Here is a 16,399-nt window from a genome sequence, read left to right on the forward strand (position 1 = left end):
AGCAGTTTTTATGAAAAAGTACAACGTAGCCATTTTAGGTGCCACCGGAGCGGTAGGCACGGAGTTTTTAAAACTGATTGAGGAACGGGATTTCCCCTTTGCGGAATTACGTTTACTGGCTTCGGCCCGCAGCGCGGGAACCCAGCTTACGGTAAAAGGAAAAACATACACCGTACAGGAAGCAAAAGAAGATTCCTTTAACGGCATTGACATCGCCCTGTTTGCCGGCGGCAGCATCTCCAAAGAGTTTGCTCCCATCGCGGTAAAGGCAGGCGCAGTTGTCATTGACAACTCCAGCACCTTCCGTATGGATCCGGAAGTGCCTCTGATCGTTCCGGAAATCAATCCCCAGGCCATCCTGAAACACAAAGGCATCATCGCCAATCCCAACTGTTCCACCATCATCATGTGCATGGCGCTGAAACCGCTGTACGATCTGGCCCGCATCAAACGCATCGTCGTTTCCACCTATCAGGCAGTCAGCGGCGCCGGCAAGGAAGGCATCGACGAACTGACGGATGAGACCAAAGCTTATGCAGAAGGCCGGGAAATGATTCCCCACATTCTGCCTTCCGCCAGCCTGAAAAAACATTATCCCATAGCCTTCAATCTGATTCCGCAGATTGATGTGTTCCTGGACAACTTGTATTCCAAGGAAGAAATGAAGATGGTCAATGAGACCCAGAAGATTTTCGACGATTACGATATGCGGATCACGGCGACCACCGTCCGCGTGCCCGTTTACCGCAGCCATTCCGAGTCCGTCAACGTAGAGTTTGAACATGACCTGGATCTGGCGGATATGCGCAAGGCGCTGGAAAACTTCCCTGGCGTACAGTTGCAGGACAATCTGGAAGAACAGATTTATCCCATGCCCCTGTACACATCCGACAAGGATGACTGCTATGTTGGCCGTCTGCGCCGTGACTTCTCAAACCCCAACACATTCAACTTCTGGGTAGTGGGAGACCAGATCCGCAAAGGCGCCGCCCTGAACACCCTGCAGATTGCAGAGTGCATGATCCAGAACGGCTGGGTTTGAGATACCTTTTGAAAAGCTCGCAGTTTTTTCTGCAAGGAATTTTGGCACGATTGTGAATGAAAACGTGATTACAATCCGATGAGTTAAAAAGGAGAGGAAAATTATGAAGAATCCGTATTTTGGCAGAGTATTAACCGCTATGGTAACGCCTTTTGCTGCGGACGGCAGCGTTAACCTGGAAGCAGCAAAACAGTTGGTAGAATGGTGGATCGCCCATGGCACCGACGCCCTGGTGGTAACCGGTTCCACCGGTGAAGCGGCGACCATGACCCTGGAAGAGAAAAAAGCGTTGTGGACGACGGTTATCAAACAGGTAAACGGACGTATTCCGGTCATTGCAGGCACCGGTTCCAATAACACTGCAAACAGCGTGGAGACCACAAAGATTGCCGACGAGCTTGGCGTGGACGGGTTCCTGATCGTTGGTCCGTATTATAACAAACCGACCCAGGAAGGATATTATCAGCACTTCAAAGCTATTTCCGAATGCACGGCAAAGCCCATCATTTTATATAATGTTCCCGGACGCACCGCAGCCAATATTCCGCCGGCAACGGTGGCCCGTATTGCCAAAGATTTTAAGAACGTGGTGGCAATCAAGGAAGCTGCGGGGAACGTAGCCCAGGTTGCGGAACTGTTCCGTATCCTGCCTGCCGACTTCACCATTTACAGCGGCGACGACGGACTGTTGCTGCCCTTTGCATCTGTTGGCGCCACCGGCGTGGTTTCCGTACTGGCCAACATCGGCGGCGAAATTCTGCAGGATCTGATGAACGCGTATGAAAGCGGCGACGTTAAGAAAGCTGCAGAAATCAACAAGAAGATGGTTCCGCTGGCGAACGCCATGTTTATTGAAACCAATCCGATTCCGGTTAAAGCGGCCGTTACCCTGGTTACCGGTATTGATGCAGGCGCGCCCCGTCTGCCGCTGACACCTATGACGGAAGGTGCTCTGGCCAAGATGAAAGGGATTCTGGCGGAGAACGGATTGATTTAAGGAGACATTTTTCCCTGATTTCTGCAACATTTGATATAATCAGACGTTGTGTTATCAGTAGTAAGTCTCATTTACCGGGCAAATTTCAAAAAAAGTTTGCAATTCAGTTCATAATAGTTTATAATTTGTTCACAAACTGATACAGACATCTGCCTGACCTGTTTTGGGAGAACTCGGGAAAGGCAGGTGCCGGGATCAGATTAAATTAAGCGTATTCTTTAACCGCAAGGTTATTGAATACGTTTTTTTTATGGGTTATAATATGAAGGAAGGGTGACCTGTTCTTTGGGGAGCAGGCCGGCAGGTCAAAGGAACCTGCCGATGCTATACGTTACAGAGATGGAGCGGAACTATGGGTAAGGTTCATGATTATTTGAAAAAGGTTAATAAGGTGTTTGCGGCGGCCTGCGCTGTTTCGCTTTTCATTTCTTCCCATGCGCTGGCGGGGATTGTTGAGTCGGGTGAACTGACAGAGCCGTCCTTTTGGATTTTAAATAATAATGCCGGCGATTCTGTGGTCTTGGATGAAGAAGGAATAAAACAATTCAACCGGAAAATCTGTGATGTGTCCCTGGACGTTACGGAAATGAAAAGCATTCCGGATCCTTTCCCGGTGAAGGAGTTCCTTCCCTGGATATCGAACACGTGGGCCATGCGGGGAACTGTATATTGTAAGGGCCGCGAACTGACGGAAGCAGAAAAGGACGCCATACAGAGTAATCTGAATCTGGCTGCGCTTCCCTCTGAAAGTGAAACGGTAGCGGTACGGTATGGTGTGACGGTTCGTCATGCAGTGGTACGGAACCTGCCGCTGGCGGCCGGTCTGTTTGAAGAACCTGATGATGTTTATTACGATAACGTGCAGGATTCCGTGCTGGAAGCGGGAGAACCGGTAGCGATCCTGCATGAGTCGACGGATAAAAAATATTATTATGTAAGGATGTATAATCTGTTTGGCTGGATCGCCCAGGAAGACATTGCGCTCTGTACCAGAGAGCAGTGGCTGCAGTACGTCGATCCGCAGGATTTTCTTGTGGTTACCGGCAGGGACTTTTATACCCGCGTGAATGGGGAAGATGTATTTCATTTGATGGGGGCCAGGCTGCGGTGTTTGCAGGAAAAGAAAAAACGCTGGCAGGTGCTGTTGCCGTATAAGGACAGAAAGACAGGCCTGTTACAGGAAAAGACCATGTGGCTCGCGAAAGAGGAAGGACTGCACCGGGGGTACCTTCCATACACTTCCGATGAGGTGATCCGCCGGGCCTTTAAGTTTTACGGTTCTGTATACGGATGGGGCGGCGCCATGCGCAGCGTGGACTGTTCCTCACTGGTAGGGTCGGTCTACCGGACCATGGGACTGGAGTTGCCCCGGAACACCTCCAAGCTTGTGAAAGTGCCGGGGGTCGTAACAGATTTCACTGATAAAAACCGGGAAGAAAGACTGCAGGCGATTGCAACGCTGAAACCGGGTTCACCGCTTTCCATGAAAGGGCACATTATGATTTATCTTGGCACGGAAAAGGGCGAGCCGTATGTAATTCATTCCTCCAGCAGTTATTATAAAGACGGCAGGAAGATTTATGTGCGCCGGGTACTGGTCAGCGATTTGGAAATGGACCGGAAAAACGGAAAGAGTTTTTTGGAAAATCTTATCAACGGGGTAACATATCAATGATTGTATTAAAAAGCAGCAGAGAAAACATTGGACAGTATGAAAAGGCAGAAGCGGTGGTTCTGTTATTGTGCAAAGAATGTGCCGATCATATTCGTATGCTCGGATTGCCGGAAGATTTTTACGAGGCGGTTGCCTATCAGATTAAAACGCAGGGCTACGGTTTTACGGATAAGGGAAGTATCACGTCAGCGCTGATGAAAACCGGGAGCGGTTTCACCCGTTTGATTTTTGCAGGAGTCGGCGCAGGGAAAGAGTGCACGCCGAACCATCTGCGTATGGCAGCCGGAAATGCAGCACGGGAACTGCAGAAATGTAAAATCAAACAGGCTGTCGCTGCCGCTCCGTTGCTGACAAATCCGAAACGGGGCCATTATCTGAAAGCACTGGCGGAAGGATTGTTGCTGGGAAGCTATACATTTGATAAATATAAGAGCAAAAAAGATACTGATGAAACGGGCAACTCCAACAGAAATGCAGAGGTCAACAGAGGGGGGCCCTGCGCAGAGGGTGGAAACGAAGAAAACATTTCGATAACCGTTTTCACTGCAATAGAAAACGCGGACGCGATTGTTAACGAGGCAACAAGTATCTGCTGCGCCATCTGCCATGCCCGGGACCTGGCCAACGAGCCGGGGAACGTGATCACGCCGGATGTTTTGGCGGCGGAAGCAGTGCAGACTGCCAAAAAATATGAGTTGGAAGTAGAAGTGTTATGCGTTAAAGAAATGCAGGAACGGGGGATGGGGGCGATTCTCGCTGTAGGCGCGGGCAGTGTACACGAACCCCGGATGATTATGCTGAAGTACGCCAAGGGAGGCGACAAACCCTTTACTGCGTTTGTGGGTAAGGGCATTACCTTCGACAGCGGCGGAATTTCGATCAAACCATCTGACGGGATGGGCGAGATGAAGGATGATATGACCGGCGCGGCTGCGGTACTGGGCGCTATGGAAGCGGTTGCGGCGTTACAGCTGCCGGTGAATCTGATTGGTATAATGGCCTGCGCGGAGAATATGCCATCCGGTTCGGCTGTAAGGCCGGGCGATATCATACGGGCTGGTAACGGCAAGACCATCGAAGTGGATAATACCGATGCGGAAGGCAGGCTGGTACTGGCTGACGCCGTTTGGTACGCCTGTCGCAAGGGAGCGACAAAAGTGATTGACATCGCAACGCTGACCGGTGCGGTAAGCATAGCACTGGGTGAACACATGTCGGCTGTCGTTTCCAATGATGATTCATTGGCAGAGGAAATCAAAAAGGCAGGTCACCGTGCAGGAGAAGCCTGGTGGCAGCTTCCGGTTTTGGAAGAAGCGGAAGAAATGCTGGAAAGCAAATGCGCAGACCTTATAAACAACGCGGGCCGTCCGGCCGGTGTCATAACAGGCGGTGTGTTTGTCGGGCAGTTCGTAGATAAAGGAATTCCCTGGGCCCATCTGGATATCGGCGGAACATCTTCCGCAAAAAAAACAGAAGGGCATTTGCCGGAAGGCTGCACGGCATTTGGTACGGCCACGCTGATTGAGCTGGCAAAAAGCTTTTAGATAACAGATTATGTAGTAAGCGGAGATTGTTATGGAAGTCATTGCATTTGTAGGTCCCAGTGGTTCTGGCAAAAGCCATCGGGCCATCGGTGTGGCGCATAAGTATCATTGCGATGCGATCATTGACGATGGTCTTTTGATACAGGGCTCGAAAATTTTGGGCGGTACTTCGGCAAAAAGTGAACAAAACCGTGTGCAGGCAGTGAAGCGAGCGATTTTTTATGAAGACAGCCATGCTTCGGAGGTACGTGAAGCACTGGCACGGTCTGGTATTCGCCGTATTCTGATCATTGCTACGTCAGACAGGATGGTGAACAAAATTACGGCGCGGCTGGTGCTGCCGGATCCGTTAAAGACGATTTATATAACAGATATCGCTTCCAAACAGGAAATCAAAAAGGCGCATGAATCCCGGTTACGTTACGGCAAACACATTGTGCCTGTGCCTACGGTGGAACTAAAGCAGCATTTCAGCGGATTTTTTGCAAATCTTCCGTACAATATTTTTTCCAAAAACAAGAATGTGCGTCAGGAAAGCCGGTCCATCGTGCGTCCTGCTTTCAGTTACTATGGCGTGATCCTGATTTCCGACTATGTAATTGAGGATATCGTCAACCTGATTGTACAGCGCATGGTAGGCGTGGCGAGAATCCATTACATTCATGTCCGCCGACGGACCGATAACAAAGGACTGTCTGTCCATGTAGAAATTAATCTGTATTACGGAGTGAAGGTATTTGAAGTGTCCCGGTTACTTCAACGGAAAATCAAGACCAAAGTGGAATCCATGACCGGTATGCAGGTACAGCGGGTGAATATTTCTGTCCGCAGTCTGGAAATGCAGTCAGGGGCGGTGCAGATGCAGGCACAGTAAAAAGCGTGTAACTGCTGTTTATAATTAGCAGAAGACATATTCCAAACAGGGAAAAACAATTGACATTTTATCTAAAAAATATGATAATATTTTTTAGGATATGAGTACAATTCAATCAAAAAGTTTATTTAAAGGAGGGACATCATTTTGAAAATTCATGAGTATCAGGCAAAACAGATCATGAAGATGTACGGCATCAGCGTGCCCAACGGCAGCCCTGCTTTCAGTCCGGAAGAAGCGGCCCGTATCGCCAAGGATTTTGACGCGCCGATTGCTGTTGTGAAAGCGCAGATCCATGCAGGCGGTCGCGGCAAGGCTGGCGGGGTGAAGCTGGCTCATAACATTGACGAAGTAAAATATTTTGCTTCCCAGATTTTGGGCAAAGTGCTGGTGACCCACCAGACCGGCCCGGAAGGAAAGATGGTCAACCGTCTGTTGGTCGAAGAAGGCAGTAATATTGAAAAAGAGTATTATCTTGGCTTCGTCATCGACCGGGAAACTGCCAATGTGGTCATGATGGGCAGCTCCGAAGGCGGCATGGAAATTGAAAAAGTAGCGGCCGAGATGCCTGACCGCATTTTCAAGGAATACATTGATCCTACCATCGGGCTGATGCCTTTCCAGACCAAACGGATGGCGTACAACTTAAAGTTTAAGGACAAAGTGGTTGCCAAGGCCCAGAAATTAATGATGGACCTGTATACGCTGTTTGTAGAAAAAGAATGTACCCTCGCGGAATGCAACCCGCTGGTGGTAACGGTAGACAATAAAGTAATGGCGCTGGACGCCAAGCTGCAGTTTGACGATGCGGCGATTTTCCGTCATCCTGAAATTGAAGCTCTCCGCGACGAAGAGGAAGAAGATCCGAAAGAAAGAGCGGCTGGCAAGGCTTCCCTGTCTTATGTAAACCTGGGCGGCGATGTGGCCTGCATGGTAAACGGCGCTGGCCTGGCTATGGCTACGGTAGACATCATCAAATTCTACGGCGGCGAACCGGCTAACTTCCTGGATGTAGGCGGCGACAGTACGGTAGAAAAGATTGCGGAAGCTTTCCGGATCATGCAGTCCGACGATCAGGTCTGCAGCGTGTTCGTAAATATCTTCGGCGGCATCAACAAGTGCGACGTGATCGCCGGCGGTATCGTGGAAGCGGCCAAAGTAGTAGGCCTTCGGGTTCCGGTCATTGCCCGTCTGGACGGCACCAATCATGAAGAAGGCCGTCGTATTTTGAAAGAAGCCAACCTTCCCATGGTGCATGCGGTTCCCAAGATGGAAGAGGGCGCAGAGCTGGCAGTGAAGCTGGCGGCGGAACTGAAAGCAAAGAGAGCGGAAGGAAAGGAGGCGTAAGATATGTCAGTATTTGTAGGAAAAGATACGAAACTCATCGTACAGGGCATTACGGGCCGTCAGGCTACGTTCCATACCAAGATTGCGTTGGACTACGGCACGAATGTGGTAGCCGGTGTAGCTCCGGGTAAAGCCGGGGAAAAAGTACTGGGCAAGATTCCCGTATTCAATACGGTAAGAGATGCGAAAGAAGCCACCGGCGCCAACGCCTCTGTCATTTATGTTCCGGCCCGTTTTGCGGCGGATGCTATTTGTGAAGCCATTGATGCGGAACTGGATTTTGTCTGCTGCATCACCGAACACATTCCGGTGCATGATATGGTGAAAGTCCGCGCGTATATGAAAGGGAAGAAGACCCGCGTACTGGGTCCCAACTGCCCCGGTATTTTAACGGTAGATGAATGCCGTCTGGGATTACTGCCGACGTATATTCACAGGAAAGGGCATGTAGGCGTAATCAGCCGTTCCGGTACCCTGACCTATGAAGCAACCTATCAGCTGACCATGGCGGGCATCGGCCAGACGACCGCGGTAGGTCTGGGCGGCGATCCGGTTAAGGGCATGGATTATATTGAAGCCCTGGAAGCCTTTAATGCAGACGACGACACGCTGGCAGTTATTATGATCGGCGAGATCGGCGGTACGGCGGAAGAAGAGGCGGCGGAATGGATCAAAGCCAACATGAAGAAACCGGTTATCGGGTTCATCAGCGGCCGTCAGGCGCCTCCCGGCAAACGCATGGGTCATGCGGGCGCTATCATCAGCGGCGGCAAGGGAACGGCTGACGACAAAATCAAAGCATTGAACGCGGCAGGCATCGAAGTAGCGGATACGGTTGCCCATATCGGAGAGACCGCAGTACGGGTACTGAAGAAAACCGGACTGTACGATAAATGCCATACCTGCTGATGGAGCAGCCATTGTCCCCGTTTTGAGTTTGCGGTTCATACAATGGTAGTAATAATTCATGCCGGAACTGTATTTTTATGGCAGTTCCGGCATTTTTCTTTTGCTTCCGTTGTCTTACGTTCTGTATCGTGATATAATAAATCATAATGTTGAAAATAAGGAATCCTTTGAATCAGAAATGGTTAGGCGGTTACAGTGGGCTTTGCTTCTCTGTTTCTGAACATTTTGTTTCCGTGTGAATCGGGGAATGCTGCATGAACAATAGATTTCATTTTTCCATACAGAAAAAAATACTGTTACTGATTTTTGTAGCGCTGGCCATCTTTGGGGTAGTATCGGCTAAGCTTAGTTATGAGTACTATTTGGGTGCAACCATAGAACAGCATAAACGGCTTGGCGTTTCTACTTCTGCTCTGGTTGCCAGTGTGATTAATGCTGACCTGGTTCCCAATTTTATAAAAAACGGGGAAAAGGCCAGCGGTTATGTGGAAACAAAACGTCAACTGGAAATTATCCGTGACAGTTCTCCTAATATTAAATATGTGTATGTTTATAAAATTTTACCGGATGGGTGTCATGTAGTATTTGATTTGGATACGGATGAAACGGCAGCCGGTAAACCGGGTGAAGTGGTGGAATTTGACGAAGCATTTGACCCCTATCTGCCCACGCTTTTAAAAGGCGGAAGAATCGAGCCTGTTATTTCTAATGATAAGTTTGGCTGGCTGCTGACGGTATATACGCCGGTGTATGATCATGACGGTACCTGCCAGTGCTATGCAGCGGTGGACATCTCTATGAACCACCTGCGAGATGACTCGAACCGGTATTTTAAATGGCTGGCCAAAGTCTTCGCCGGTATCCTTGCCTGCGTTCTGTTGTTGGCCGCGTTTATGGCGCGTCGGATCATTACGCCCATCAATTCCATGGCAAAAACTACGGACGGTTTCCTCTTCGATAATGAACAGGCTCTTGCGAACAATCTGCAGGAAATTCGTAAGCTCAACATCCGCACCGGCGACGAGATTGAAAATCTGTACCGGGCCTTTGTGAAAATGAGTAACGACAGCGTGAAGTATGTCACGGATATCAATCGCAAAAACGAAACCATCAACAAAATGCATACAGCGTTTCTGATCACCCTGGCCGATATGGTTGAAAGTCGTGACGAAAATACAGGGGATCATGTCCGCAAGACAGCGTCCTACGTAAAAATTATTCTGGATGAACTGAAGCGGGAAGGCGTTTATACGGAGCAGCTGACAGAAAAATATATTGGCGACGTGGTAAGTTCAGCGCCGTTGCATGATGTAGGAAAAATAAATGTTTCTGACTTAATTCTGAATAAGCCGGGCAAACTGACGGATGAAGAATTTGAAATCATGAAGACCCATACCACGGCAGGCGGAAATATTATTGCTTCCATTATTGATAAGATACCGGATTCGGATTATCTGCTTGAAGCGAAAAATCTGGCTATGTACCATCACGAAAAATGGAATGGGAAAGGGTATCCGGCCGGGCTTGCGGGAGAAGACATCCCCCTGTCCGCCCGTGTGATGGCTGTGGCGGATGTGTTCGACGCGCTGATTTCCGACCGGTGTTACAAGAAAGGATTCCCTTACGATAAAGCGTTCAGTATTATCCGCGAAGAGCGGGGGAAGCAGTTTGATCCGAAAATTGTCGACGCGTTTTTCGCGGCGGAGGAGCAGATCCTGGAAGTGGCGGATAAGTTCAGTGAAAATAATAAGCAGGAAACTTCTGTGTAATGAACAACGGATAAATATAAAAAGTTTCACGGATAAATATAACAAGAAAGGCAGAACTTTCATCATGAGAGTTCTGCCTTTAATAATCGTAAAACAATGATAAACTATTCTTCTTCCTGTGCAAAGTAGAAAGCCGGTGAGGGATAATAAAATTCACAATGCTTGAACGAGGTGGTCTCGGTTGTGAATTTTGCAAGCACGGCGCGGGATACGCCTTCTTCAAAGTCAATGACATTATTTTTGTTGATGTCGGCGTCTTCCACGATCACCAGAAGATAGGGGTCGGCGATGGGAGCATTTTCCGGAAGCTGGCTGCGGTCCAGAGGGAGTCCGGGAACGATCAGCAGTTGGCCTGCGTCTTCACCGTTGGCGTCCTGCAGGCGGGCGCGATAAAAATTATTGTACAGGGTGCGGGCTAACCGCAGTTTGTAAACGGGTACATTGTTCATTTTGTTACACTTCCTTTAATAAATTTTTGCTTGCCACCTATTTTAGCACAATTTTTCGTATTGCGAAAGAGCAAACAAAAAGTTTTGTATACAATATTCTTTTAAAAATTTCAAAAAAAAAATTTATATTAGCAGGATTTTTTATAAGAATAGCGAAAACATAATCAAATGCGAATTTAATAAGCATTATTATGTATTTTTTGCTGTACGCAAAAGGGAGGGATTTTTATCATGAAAAAATTTTTGGCGTTCTTGATGGCCTTTGCGGTTATCGGTTCCGTACTGGCTGGCTGCGGCGGAGGAGACAAAAAGAAGGAAGCCCCGAAACCGGCTGCTGATGGTGGCAAAAAATTCATTAACATTGCTACCGGCGGCACTGCTGGTACCTATTATCCGTTAGGCGGCGCTCTGGCTGACATTCTGAACAAGAATGTGAAAGGCGCGAATGCTTCTGCACAGTCCACCGGCGCTTCTGTTGCCAACGTTAATCTGCTGAAGGAAGGCAAAGTTGACATTGCGTTTATCCAGAACGATATTGCTTACTATGCTTCCACCGGCACGGAAATGTTCAAAGACAAAAAGGTTGAATCTCTGAAAGGTCTGGCTACCCTGTATCCGGAAACTGTTCAGATCGTTACCACGAAAAAGACCGGTATCAAAACCGTTGCTGACCTGAAAGGCAAGAGAGTTGCCGTAGGCGCTGCCGGTTCCGGTACCGAAGCAAATGCCCGTCAGATTCTGAATATTGCAGGCATTACCTATAAAGATATCAAACCTCAGTACCTGTCCTTCGGCGAAGCGGCTTCCGCTCTGAAAGACGGCAACGTTGACGCTGGTTTCGTAGTAGCCGGTTTCCCGACTGCTGCTATCCAGGATCTGGCGACCCAGCATGACGTTGTAATGGTAAGTGTAGGCGCTGACATTGCCGATAAGCTGATTGCAAAATATCCGTACTACACCAAAGTTACCATTCCGGCAAAAACCTACAACAAGGTTGAAACGGATACCGCTGCTGTTGCTGTAAAATGCATGCTGGCTGTTACCGATAAGATGGATGCCGATACCGGTTACGCTATTGTAAAAGCATTGTATGGCAACCTGGATCGTATGAAAGCTGCTCATAACGTTTCCAAGAACATTACCAAAGCTACCGGTAAAGATGGTATGTCCATTAAACTGAATGCCGGCGCAGAAAAATTCTTCAACGAGAAGTAATTTTAATGAATCACTCAACTACAGACCGGACTCCGGCGTCCACCGGGGCCCGGTCTTTTTTCAAACATCCGTCCTTTGTATTCCTGCTGTTGATTATTCTGGCTGCAGTCGGGTGGTACGGAAACCAGCTGCTGGTTATATTAGTACCGGAAAATAATCTTCCCATCCAGTCTTTTGCTGTGGAAAAAGGCGGGGAGTGGAGCTACCATTATAAACACTCTGTCCAACAGACTCCGGTGGATGAGTTTTTCCGGGTGAATGGTGTAGACGACATGACGATGACTCATACAACCTATGAATCATTAGGGGTGGGGCTGCCTTACGATCCTGCGGAAGGAACGTTCAAAAGCCTGAAGAAAGACGGAAAGTTTGATCTGGAAATGAACCGGCCGTACAAATCGCTTATGTTCCGGACTGCGGTGCAGGCGATGCCGAAAATCATTCACAAGGATAAGACCTACGATTTATGTCTGCTGTATGGGCAGGGTACGTTAGTGGAAGTGAAAGTAATCAAACGGTATCAGTACTGGGCGTTACACTTTTTGTAAGACGCCGTTGTTAAGGAGACGAACGAATCAGTGTTTCCTTAAATAAAATATTTCAGAAAAGGCGGTGAGGCCTATGGACGATTTAAAAAAGAAAACGACTGCCGCTCCGGCAGAGATGTCTGCCGAAGAAGTGATGCAGAAGTTTGATAAAGAATCGAACAAACGGGAACCGGACGGCTTTTGGGGCTATGTAATCTCTGCTATCTGTATCCTGTTTGCCTGTTTTCAATTGTATACGGGTATCTTCGGCGTATTGGATGCGCATTTACAGCGTACCATCCATCTGTGCTTCGGCATGGCGCTGATTTACCTGTTGTATCCGGCGCGGGCCAGCTGGTCAAGAAAATCTATGCACCCGGTTGACCTGGTGTTTGCGGTACTCAGTGTGTTCGCAACAATGTACATTTTCTTTCAATATGACGAATTGGTGTTGCGAGCCGGCATGAATACCGAAACGGATATCATGGTCGGTATTCTGGGTATCGTCCTTGTATTTGAAGCTGCCCGTCGAACGGTTGGCTGGCCAATGATCACGGTAGCTTTGATCTTTTTGGCGTATGCGTTTGCCGGTCCGTACATGCCGGGAATCATGGCGCATCGCGGTGTGGGCTTTGACGAACTGGTAAGTCATCTGTACTTTACGACGGAAGGTATCTTCGGTGTGCCGATGGGCGTATCGTCCACTTTCATTTACCTGTTCATTTTGTTCGGCGCTTATCTGGAAGCCACCGGACTTGGCAAGTTCTTTATTGATACGGCGAACGCTCTGGCCGGCTGGGCCGTAGGCGGTCCGGCTAAAGTTGCGGTTTTGTCCTCCGGCCTGATGGGTACGGTATCCGGATCTTCTGTTGCCAACGTAGCAGGTACCGGTTCCTTTACCATCCCCATGATGAAAAAGTTGGGCTACCGTCCCGCTTTCGCCGGCGCGGTAGAAGCAGCGGCTTCCACCGGCGGCCAGCTGATGCCTCCGGTTATGGGCGCGGCAGCTTTCTTGATGGCGGAATTTGTAGGCGTTCCTTACATTGATGTAGTTAAGGCAGCCGTCATTCCGGCGGTGCTGTATTACACCGGTATCTGGATCGGCGTTCACTTTGAAGCCAAAAAGTACGGCTTAAAAGGTACGCCGCGGGAAGAATTGCCGAAGTTTGGCGAACTGTTGCGGGAAAAAGGTCATCTGGCCATTCCGCTGATTATCATCGTTTACCTGTTGGTTACCGGTTATACTCCCATGCGGGCCGCTTTGTATGCAATTGCGCTGACCATCATCTGCGCCTGCCTGCGTAAGAGCACCCGTATTACCCCCAAAGATTTTGTCAACGGTCTGATCAACGGTTCCAAAGGCGTGCTGGGTGTACTGATCGCCTGTGCTACGGCCGGCATCATCATCGGCGTCGTAACCAAGACCGGCGTTGGTCTGAAACTGGCTACCGCGCTGTTGGACCTGGCAGGCGGACAATTATTGCCGGCCATGTTCTTCACCATGATCACGTCCCTGATTTTGGGTATGGGCGTTCCTACTACTGCGAACTATGTAATCACTTCTACCATTGCAGCCCCTGCGTTGGTGCAGATGAATGTGCCGGTTCTGGCTGCGCACATGTTCGCGTTCTATTTCGGGATTGTGGCTGACGTTACGCCTCCGGTTGCCCTGGCCGCTTACGCAGGCTCCGGTATCGCTGGCGCCAACCCCATGAAGACCGGCGTCAACGCAGCGAAACTGGCAATTGCCGCGTTCATCGTTCCGTATATTTTCGTGCTGGCGCCTGAACTGCTGATGATCAATGCAACCGCCGTTACGGTGCTGTTGTCCATGATCACTGCTATACTTGGTATGTGGGGTCTGTCCCTGGCCATGATCGGTTTCTGTCAGCACCCGCTGAACATATTACAGCGTATTGTATTCTTCCTGGGCGGCCTGTGCCTGATCGTTCCGGGAACCATGACCGATATTGCCGGCGTTGCAGTTCTGGTTCTTGCATTCCTGTGGCAGAAACGCAATAAGGGCGGCGCCCTGACGGCAACTGGAGAGGATGACTAATCGCAGGCAGCGTGACTCATCACTCAAAAACATCTGATTATTACTTCTGATTATTACTAATTTCGTAAAACTGAATATCGTTTTATCAATCGCATCGGCTATTCTTCCTTTTCCCTCCTTTCTTAATTATAAGGTTTACGTGAATGGGCCGATGCGATTTTATATTTTAAAATTGTATATTTCTGCGATTTTCACATTTTTTTTACAATTAAGCATCATTTATCAGGATACCTCATTGTTTTTCCGCAGCAATTGGAGTATAATAACAGCAGAGTTGAAATGAGCGGAAAATTTATAATGGAGGTAAATTTTGGATAAGACTTTAAAAAAGCTAAATATTATACCGCTTGGCGGTCTCGGCGAAATCGGAAAGAACATGACGGCCTTTCGTTACGATAACGACCTCATTCTGATTGACGCCGGTTTAATGTTCCCTGAAGATGATATGCTGGGGATTGACCTGGTTATCCCGGACATTACCTATTTAATTGAAAATCAGGATAAGCTGAAAGGCATCTTTTTAACCCACGGGCACGAAGACCATATCGGTGCGCTGCCGTTTATATTGAAACAACTGGACGTGCCGGTTTACGGCACTGCGTTAACCCTTGGGATTCTGGAGGGACGTCTGGAAGAGGCGGGGGTTTCCACTGCCAATTTAAATGTTGTGAAATCCGGCGACCGTGTGCGGGCCGGCGTATTTAAACTGGAATTTATGCGGGTCAATCACAGTATTCCCGATGCCATCGGTATGGCGATCCATACGCCGGTGGGGCTGATCGTCCACACGGGCGATTTTAAAATTGATCAGACTCCGGTGGACGGACAGGTGATGGAACTGAACCGTTTTGCTGAGTACGGAGATAAAGGGGTTCTCCTGATGATGGCGGACAGTACCAATGCCGAACGTCCCGGTTACACACAGAGCGAAAAGTTTGTGGGGGAAACCTTCGACAATGAGTTCCGCTATGCGAAGAACCGTATTATTGTCGCTACATTTTCATCAAACGTACACCGTATCCAGCAAATCTGTGATGCGGCGGTCAGATACGGGCGTAAGGTGGCGGTTATGGGACGCAGCATGGTCAATGTTGTGAATATTTCCCTGAAGCTGAATTACCTGAATGTTCCGGAAGGCGTGCTGATTGACATTGATGAGATACGCAATTATACGAATGATAAAATTGTAGTCATCTGCACCGGAAGCCAGGGGGAACCCATGTCCGCCCTGACCCGTATGTCCATGGGTGAAAACCGAAAAGTGCAAATTGTTCCGGGAGATACGGTGATTATTTCCGCAGCGCCGATTCCGGGTAATGAAAAAATGGTTTCCAATACCATTAACCACTTGTATATGTTAGGTGCTGAAGTGGTGTACGAAAAAGCCAACGGCGTTCATGTATCCGGTCACGCCAGCCAGGAAGAACTGAAAATTATGCACAATCTGGTTCGTCCGAAATTCTTCATGCCGGTGCACGGCGAATACCGGCATCTGGTAAAGCATGCCCGGCTGGCAGAAAGTCTCGGCATGGACCACAAGAATATTGTGATTGCGGAAAATGGTGCTGTTGTGGAACTGACCCGCGATAAGATCTGCACGAATGGTAAAATTATGGCAGGAAATGTTCTGATTGACGGTCTGGGTGTAGGGGATGTTGGCAATATCGTGTTGCGTGACCGTCGCCAGTTGTCCCAGGACGGGATTATGATCGTCGTGGTTGGCGTAGACGGAGCAACAAATCAGATCGTGTCAGGTCCGGATATTGTATCCCGCGGTTTTGTATATGTACGGGAGGCAGAGGACCTGATGGGTGAAGCCAGAGATAAGGTACAGATTGCGCTGGACAAGTGCGAAGAAAACAATAATACAGAATGGTCTGCATTAAAAACGGCAATTCGCGATTCACTGGGGCGCTTCCTGTTCGAAAAGACAAGGCGCCGGCCTATGATAATTCCGATTATTATGGAAGTATGATTTTTCTATGAAGACGG

General features: G+C 48.8%; 13 protein-coding genes. 12 read left to right on the forward strand and 1 reads right to left on the reverse strand.

What is annotated here, in order from left to right:
* Positions 1-10 precede the first annotated feature (10 nt).
* From QZV31_RS02300 to QZV31_RS02335, 8 genes are all read left to right on the forward strand, one after another.
* Entirely contained in the window at positions 11-1,042 is a 1,032-nt protein-coding gene (locus QZV31_RS02300; protein WP_295357543.1) for an aspartate-semialdehyde dehydrogenase, read from the forward strand.
* Positions 1,043-1,145: 103 nt separating this feature from the next.
* The gene (dapA, locus tag QZV31_RS02305; protein WP_295357546.1) at positions 1,146-2,039 is read left to right on the forward strand and encodes a 4-hydroxy-tetrahydrodipicolinate synthase; all 894 of its coding nucleotides are present in this window, start codon (positions 1,146-1,148) and stop codon (positions 2,037-2,039) included.
* A 352-nt stretch (positions 2,040-2,391) separates the two neighbouring features.
* Entirely contained in the window at positions 2,392-3,714 is a 1,323-nt protein-coding gene (locus QZV31_RS02310) for an SH3 domain-containing protein (RefSeq protein WP_295357549.1), read from the forward strand.
* Complete coding sequence (locus tag QZV31_RS02315) at positions 3,711-5,258, forward strand: leucyl aminopeptidase (protein ID WP_295357552.1); 1,548 nt, start codon at positions 3,711-3,713, stop codon at positions 5,256-5,258. The genes QZV31_RS02310 and QZV31_RS02315 overlap by 4 nt, the downstream gene beginning before the upstream one ends.
* 31 nt (positions 5,259-5,289) lie before the next feature.
* Positions 5,290-6,132 (forward strand): Asp23/Gls24 family envelope stress response protein, encoded by an 843-nt coding sequence (locus QZV31_RS02320; protein WP_295357555.1) that lies wholly within the window; start codon positions 5,290-5,292, stop codon positions 6,130-6,132.
* Positions 6,133-6,279: 147 nt separating this feature from the next.
* On the forward strand, positions 6,280-7,479 hold the full coding sequence (gene sucC / locus QZV31_RS02325) for an ADP-forming succinate--CoA ligase subunit beta (RefSeq protein ID WP_295357557.1): 1,200 nt from the start codon (positions 6,280-6,282) through the stop codon (positions 7,477-7,479).
* A gap of 3 nt (positions 7,480-7,482) precedes the next feature.
* Complete coding sequence (gene sucD, locus QZV31_RS02330; protein WP_295357560.1) at positions 7,483-8,388, forward strand: succinate--CoA ligase subunit alpha; 906 nt, start codon at positions 7,483-7,485, stop codon at positions 8,386-8,388.
* A 254-nt stretch (positions 8,389-8,642) separates the two neighbouring features.
* Positions 8,643-10,157 (forward strand): HD domain-containing phosphohydrolase, encoded by a 1,515-nt coding sequence (locus QZV31_RS02335; protein WP_295357562.1) that lies wholly within the window; start codon positions 8,643-8,645, stop codon positions 10,155-10,157.
* 104 nt (positions 10,158-10,261) lie between these two features.
* Here the strand turns inward: QZV31_RS02335 and QZV31_RS02340 are convergent, their stop codons facing one another.
* Positions 10,262-10,606, reverse strand: coding sequence for a hypothetical protein (locus QZV31_RS02340; protein ID WP_093729621.1), 345 nt, complete (start codon positions 10,604-10,606; stop codon positions 10,262-10,264).
* Positions 10,607-10,837: 231 nt separating this feature from the next.
* Here QZV31_RS02340 and QZV31_RS02345 point away from each other — a divergent pair, with 231 nt between their 5' ends.
* The 4 genes from QZV31_RS02345 to QZV31_RS02360 all read left to right on the forward strand — a co-directional run bounded on the left by QZV31_RS02345 (position 10,838) and on the right by QZV31_RS02360 (position 16,382).
* Complete coding sequence (locus QZV31_RS02345) at positions 10,838-11,821, forward strand: TAXI family TRAP transporter solute-binding subunit (protein ID WP_093729622.1); 984 nt, start codon at positions 10,838-10,840, stop codon at positions 11,819-11,821.
* Between the two features lie 5 nt (positions 11,822-11,826).
* Positions 11,827-12,369, forward strand: a complete 543-nt coding sequence (locus QZV31_RS02350) for a DUF1850 domain-containing protein (RefSeq protein WP_295357569.1) — start codon at positions 11,827-11,829, stop codon at positions 12,367-12,369.
* Positions 12,370-12,442: 73 nt separating this feature from the next.
* Positions 12,443-14,407 carry a TRAP transporter permease gene (locus QZV31_RS02355; protein ID WP_093729624.1) on the forward strand — a complete coding sequence of 655 codons (1,965 nt, stop codon included), beginning with the start codon at positions 12,443-12,445 and terminating at the stop codon, positions 14,405-14,407.
* 310 nt (positions 14,408-14,717) lie between these two features.
* Complete coding sequence (locus QZV31_RS02360; protein ID WP_295357576.1) at positions 14,718-16,382, forward strand: ribonuclease J; 1,665 nt, start codon at positions 14,718-14,720, stop codon at positions 16,380-16,382.
* Positions 16,383-16,399: the final 17 nt, after the last annotated feature.

It is taken from the genome of uncultured Succiniclasticum sp. (assembly GCF_902793885.1).
In the GTDB taxonomy this organism is placed as follows: Bacteria; Bacillota; Negativicutes; order Acidaminococcales; family Acidaminococcaceae; genus Succiniclasticum.

Bases quoted from the DNA above. Each gene is read 5' to 3' on its own strand.
- QZV31_RS02300 (WP_295357543.1), top strand. From the start codon at position 11: ATGAAAAAGTACAACGTAGCCATTTTAGGTGCCACCGGAGCGGTAGGC.
- dapA (WP_295357546.1), top strand. From the start codon at position 1,146: ATGAAGAATCCGTATTTTGGCAGAGTATTAACCGCTATGGTAACGCCT.
- QZV31_RS02310 (WP_295357549.1), top strand. From the start codon at position 2,392: ATGGGTAAGGTTCATGATTATTTGAAAAAGGTTAATAAGGTGTTTGCG.
- QZV31_RS02315 (WP_295357552.1), top strand. From the start codon at position 3,711: ATGATTGTATTAAAAAGCAGCAGAGAAAACATTGGACAGTATGAAAAG.
- QZV31_RS02320 (WP_295357555.1), top strand. From the start codon at position 5,290: ATGGAAGTCATTGCATTTGTAGGTCCCAGTGGTTCTGGCAAAAGCCAT.
- sucD (WP_295357560.1), top strand. From the start codon at position 7,483: ATGTCAGTATTTGTAGGAAAAGATACGAAACTCATCGTACAGGGCATT.
- QZV31_RS02335 (WP_295357562.1), top strand. From the start codon at position 8,643: ATGAACAATAGATTTCATTTTTCCATACAGAAAAAAATACTGTTACTG.
- QZV31_RS02340 (WP_093729621.1), bottom strand. From the start codon at position 10,606: ATGAACAATGTACCCGTTTACAAACTGCGGTTAGCCCGCACCCTGTAC.
- QZV31_RS02345 (WP_093729622.1), top strand. From the start codon at position 10,838: ATGAAAAAATTTTTGGCGTTCTTGATGGCCTTTGCGGTTATCGGTTCC.
- QZV31_RS02350 (WP_295357569.1), top strand. From the start codon at position 11,827: ATGAATCACTCAACTACAGACCGGACTCCGGCGTCCACCGGGGCCCGG.
- QZV31_RS02355 (WP_093729624.1), top strand. From the start codon at position 12,443: ATGGACGATTTAAAAAAGAAAACGACTGCCGCTCCGGCAGAGATGTCT.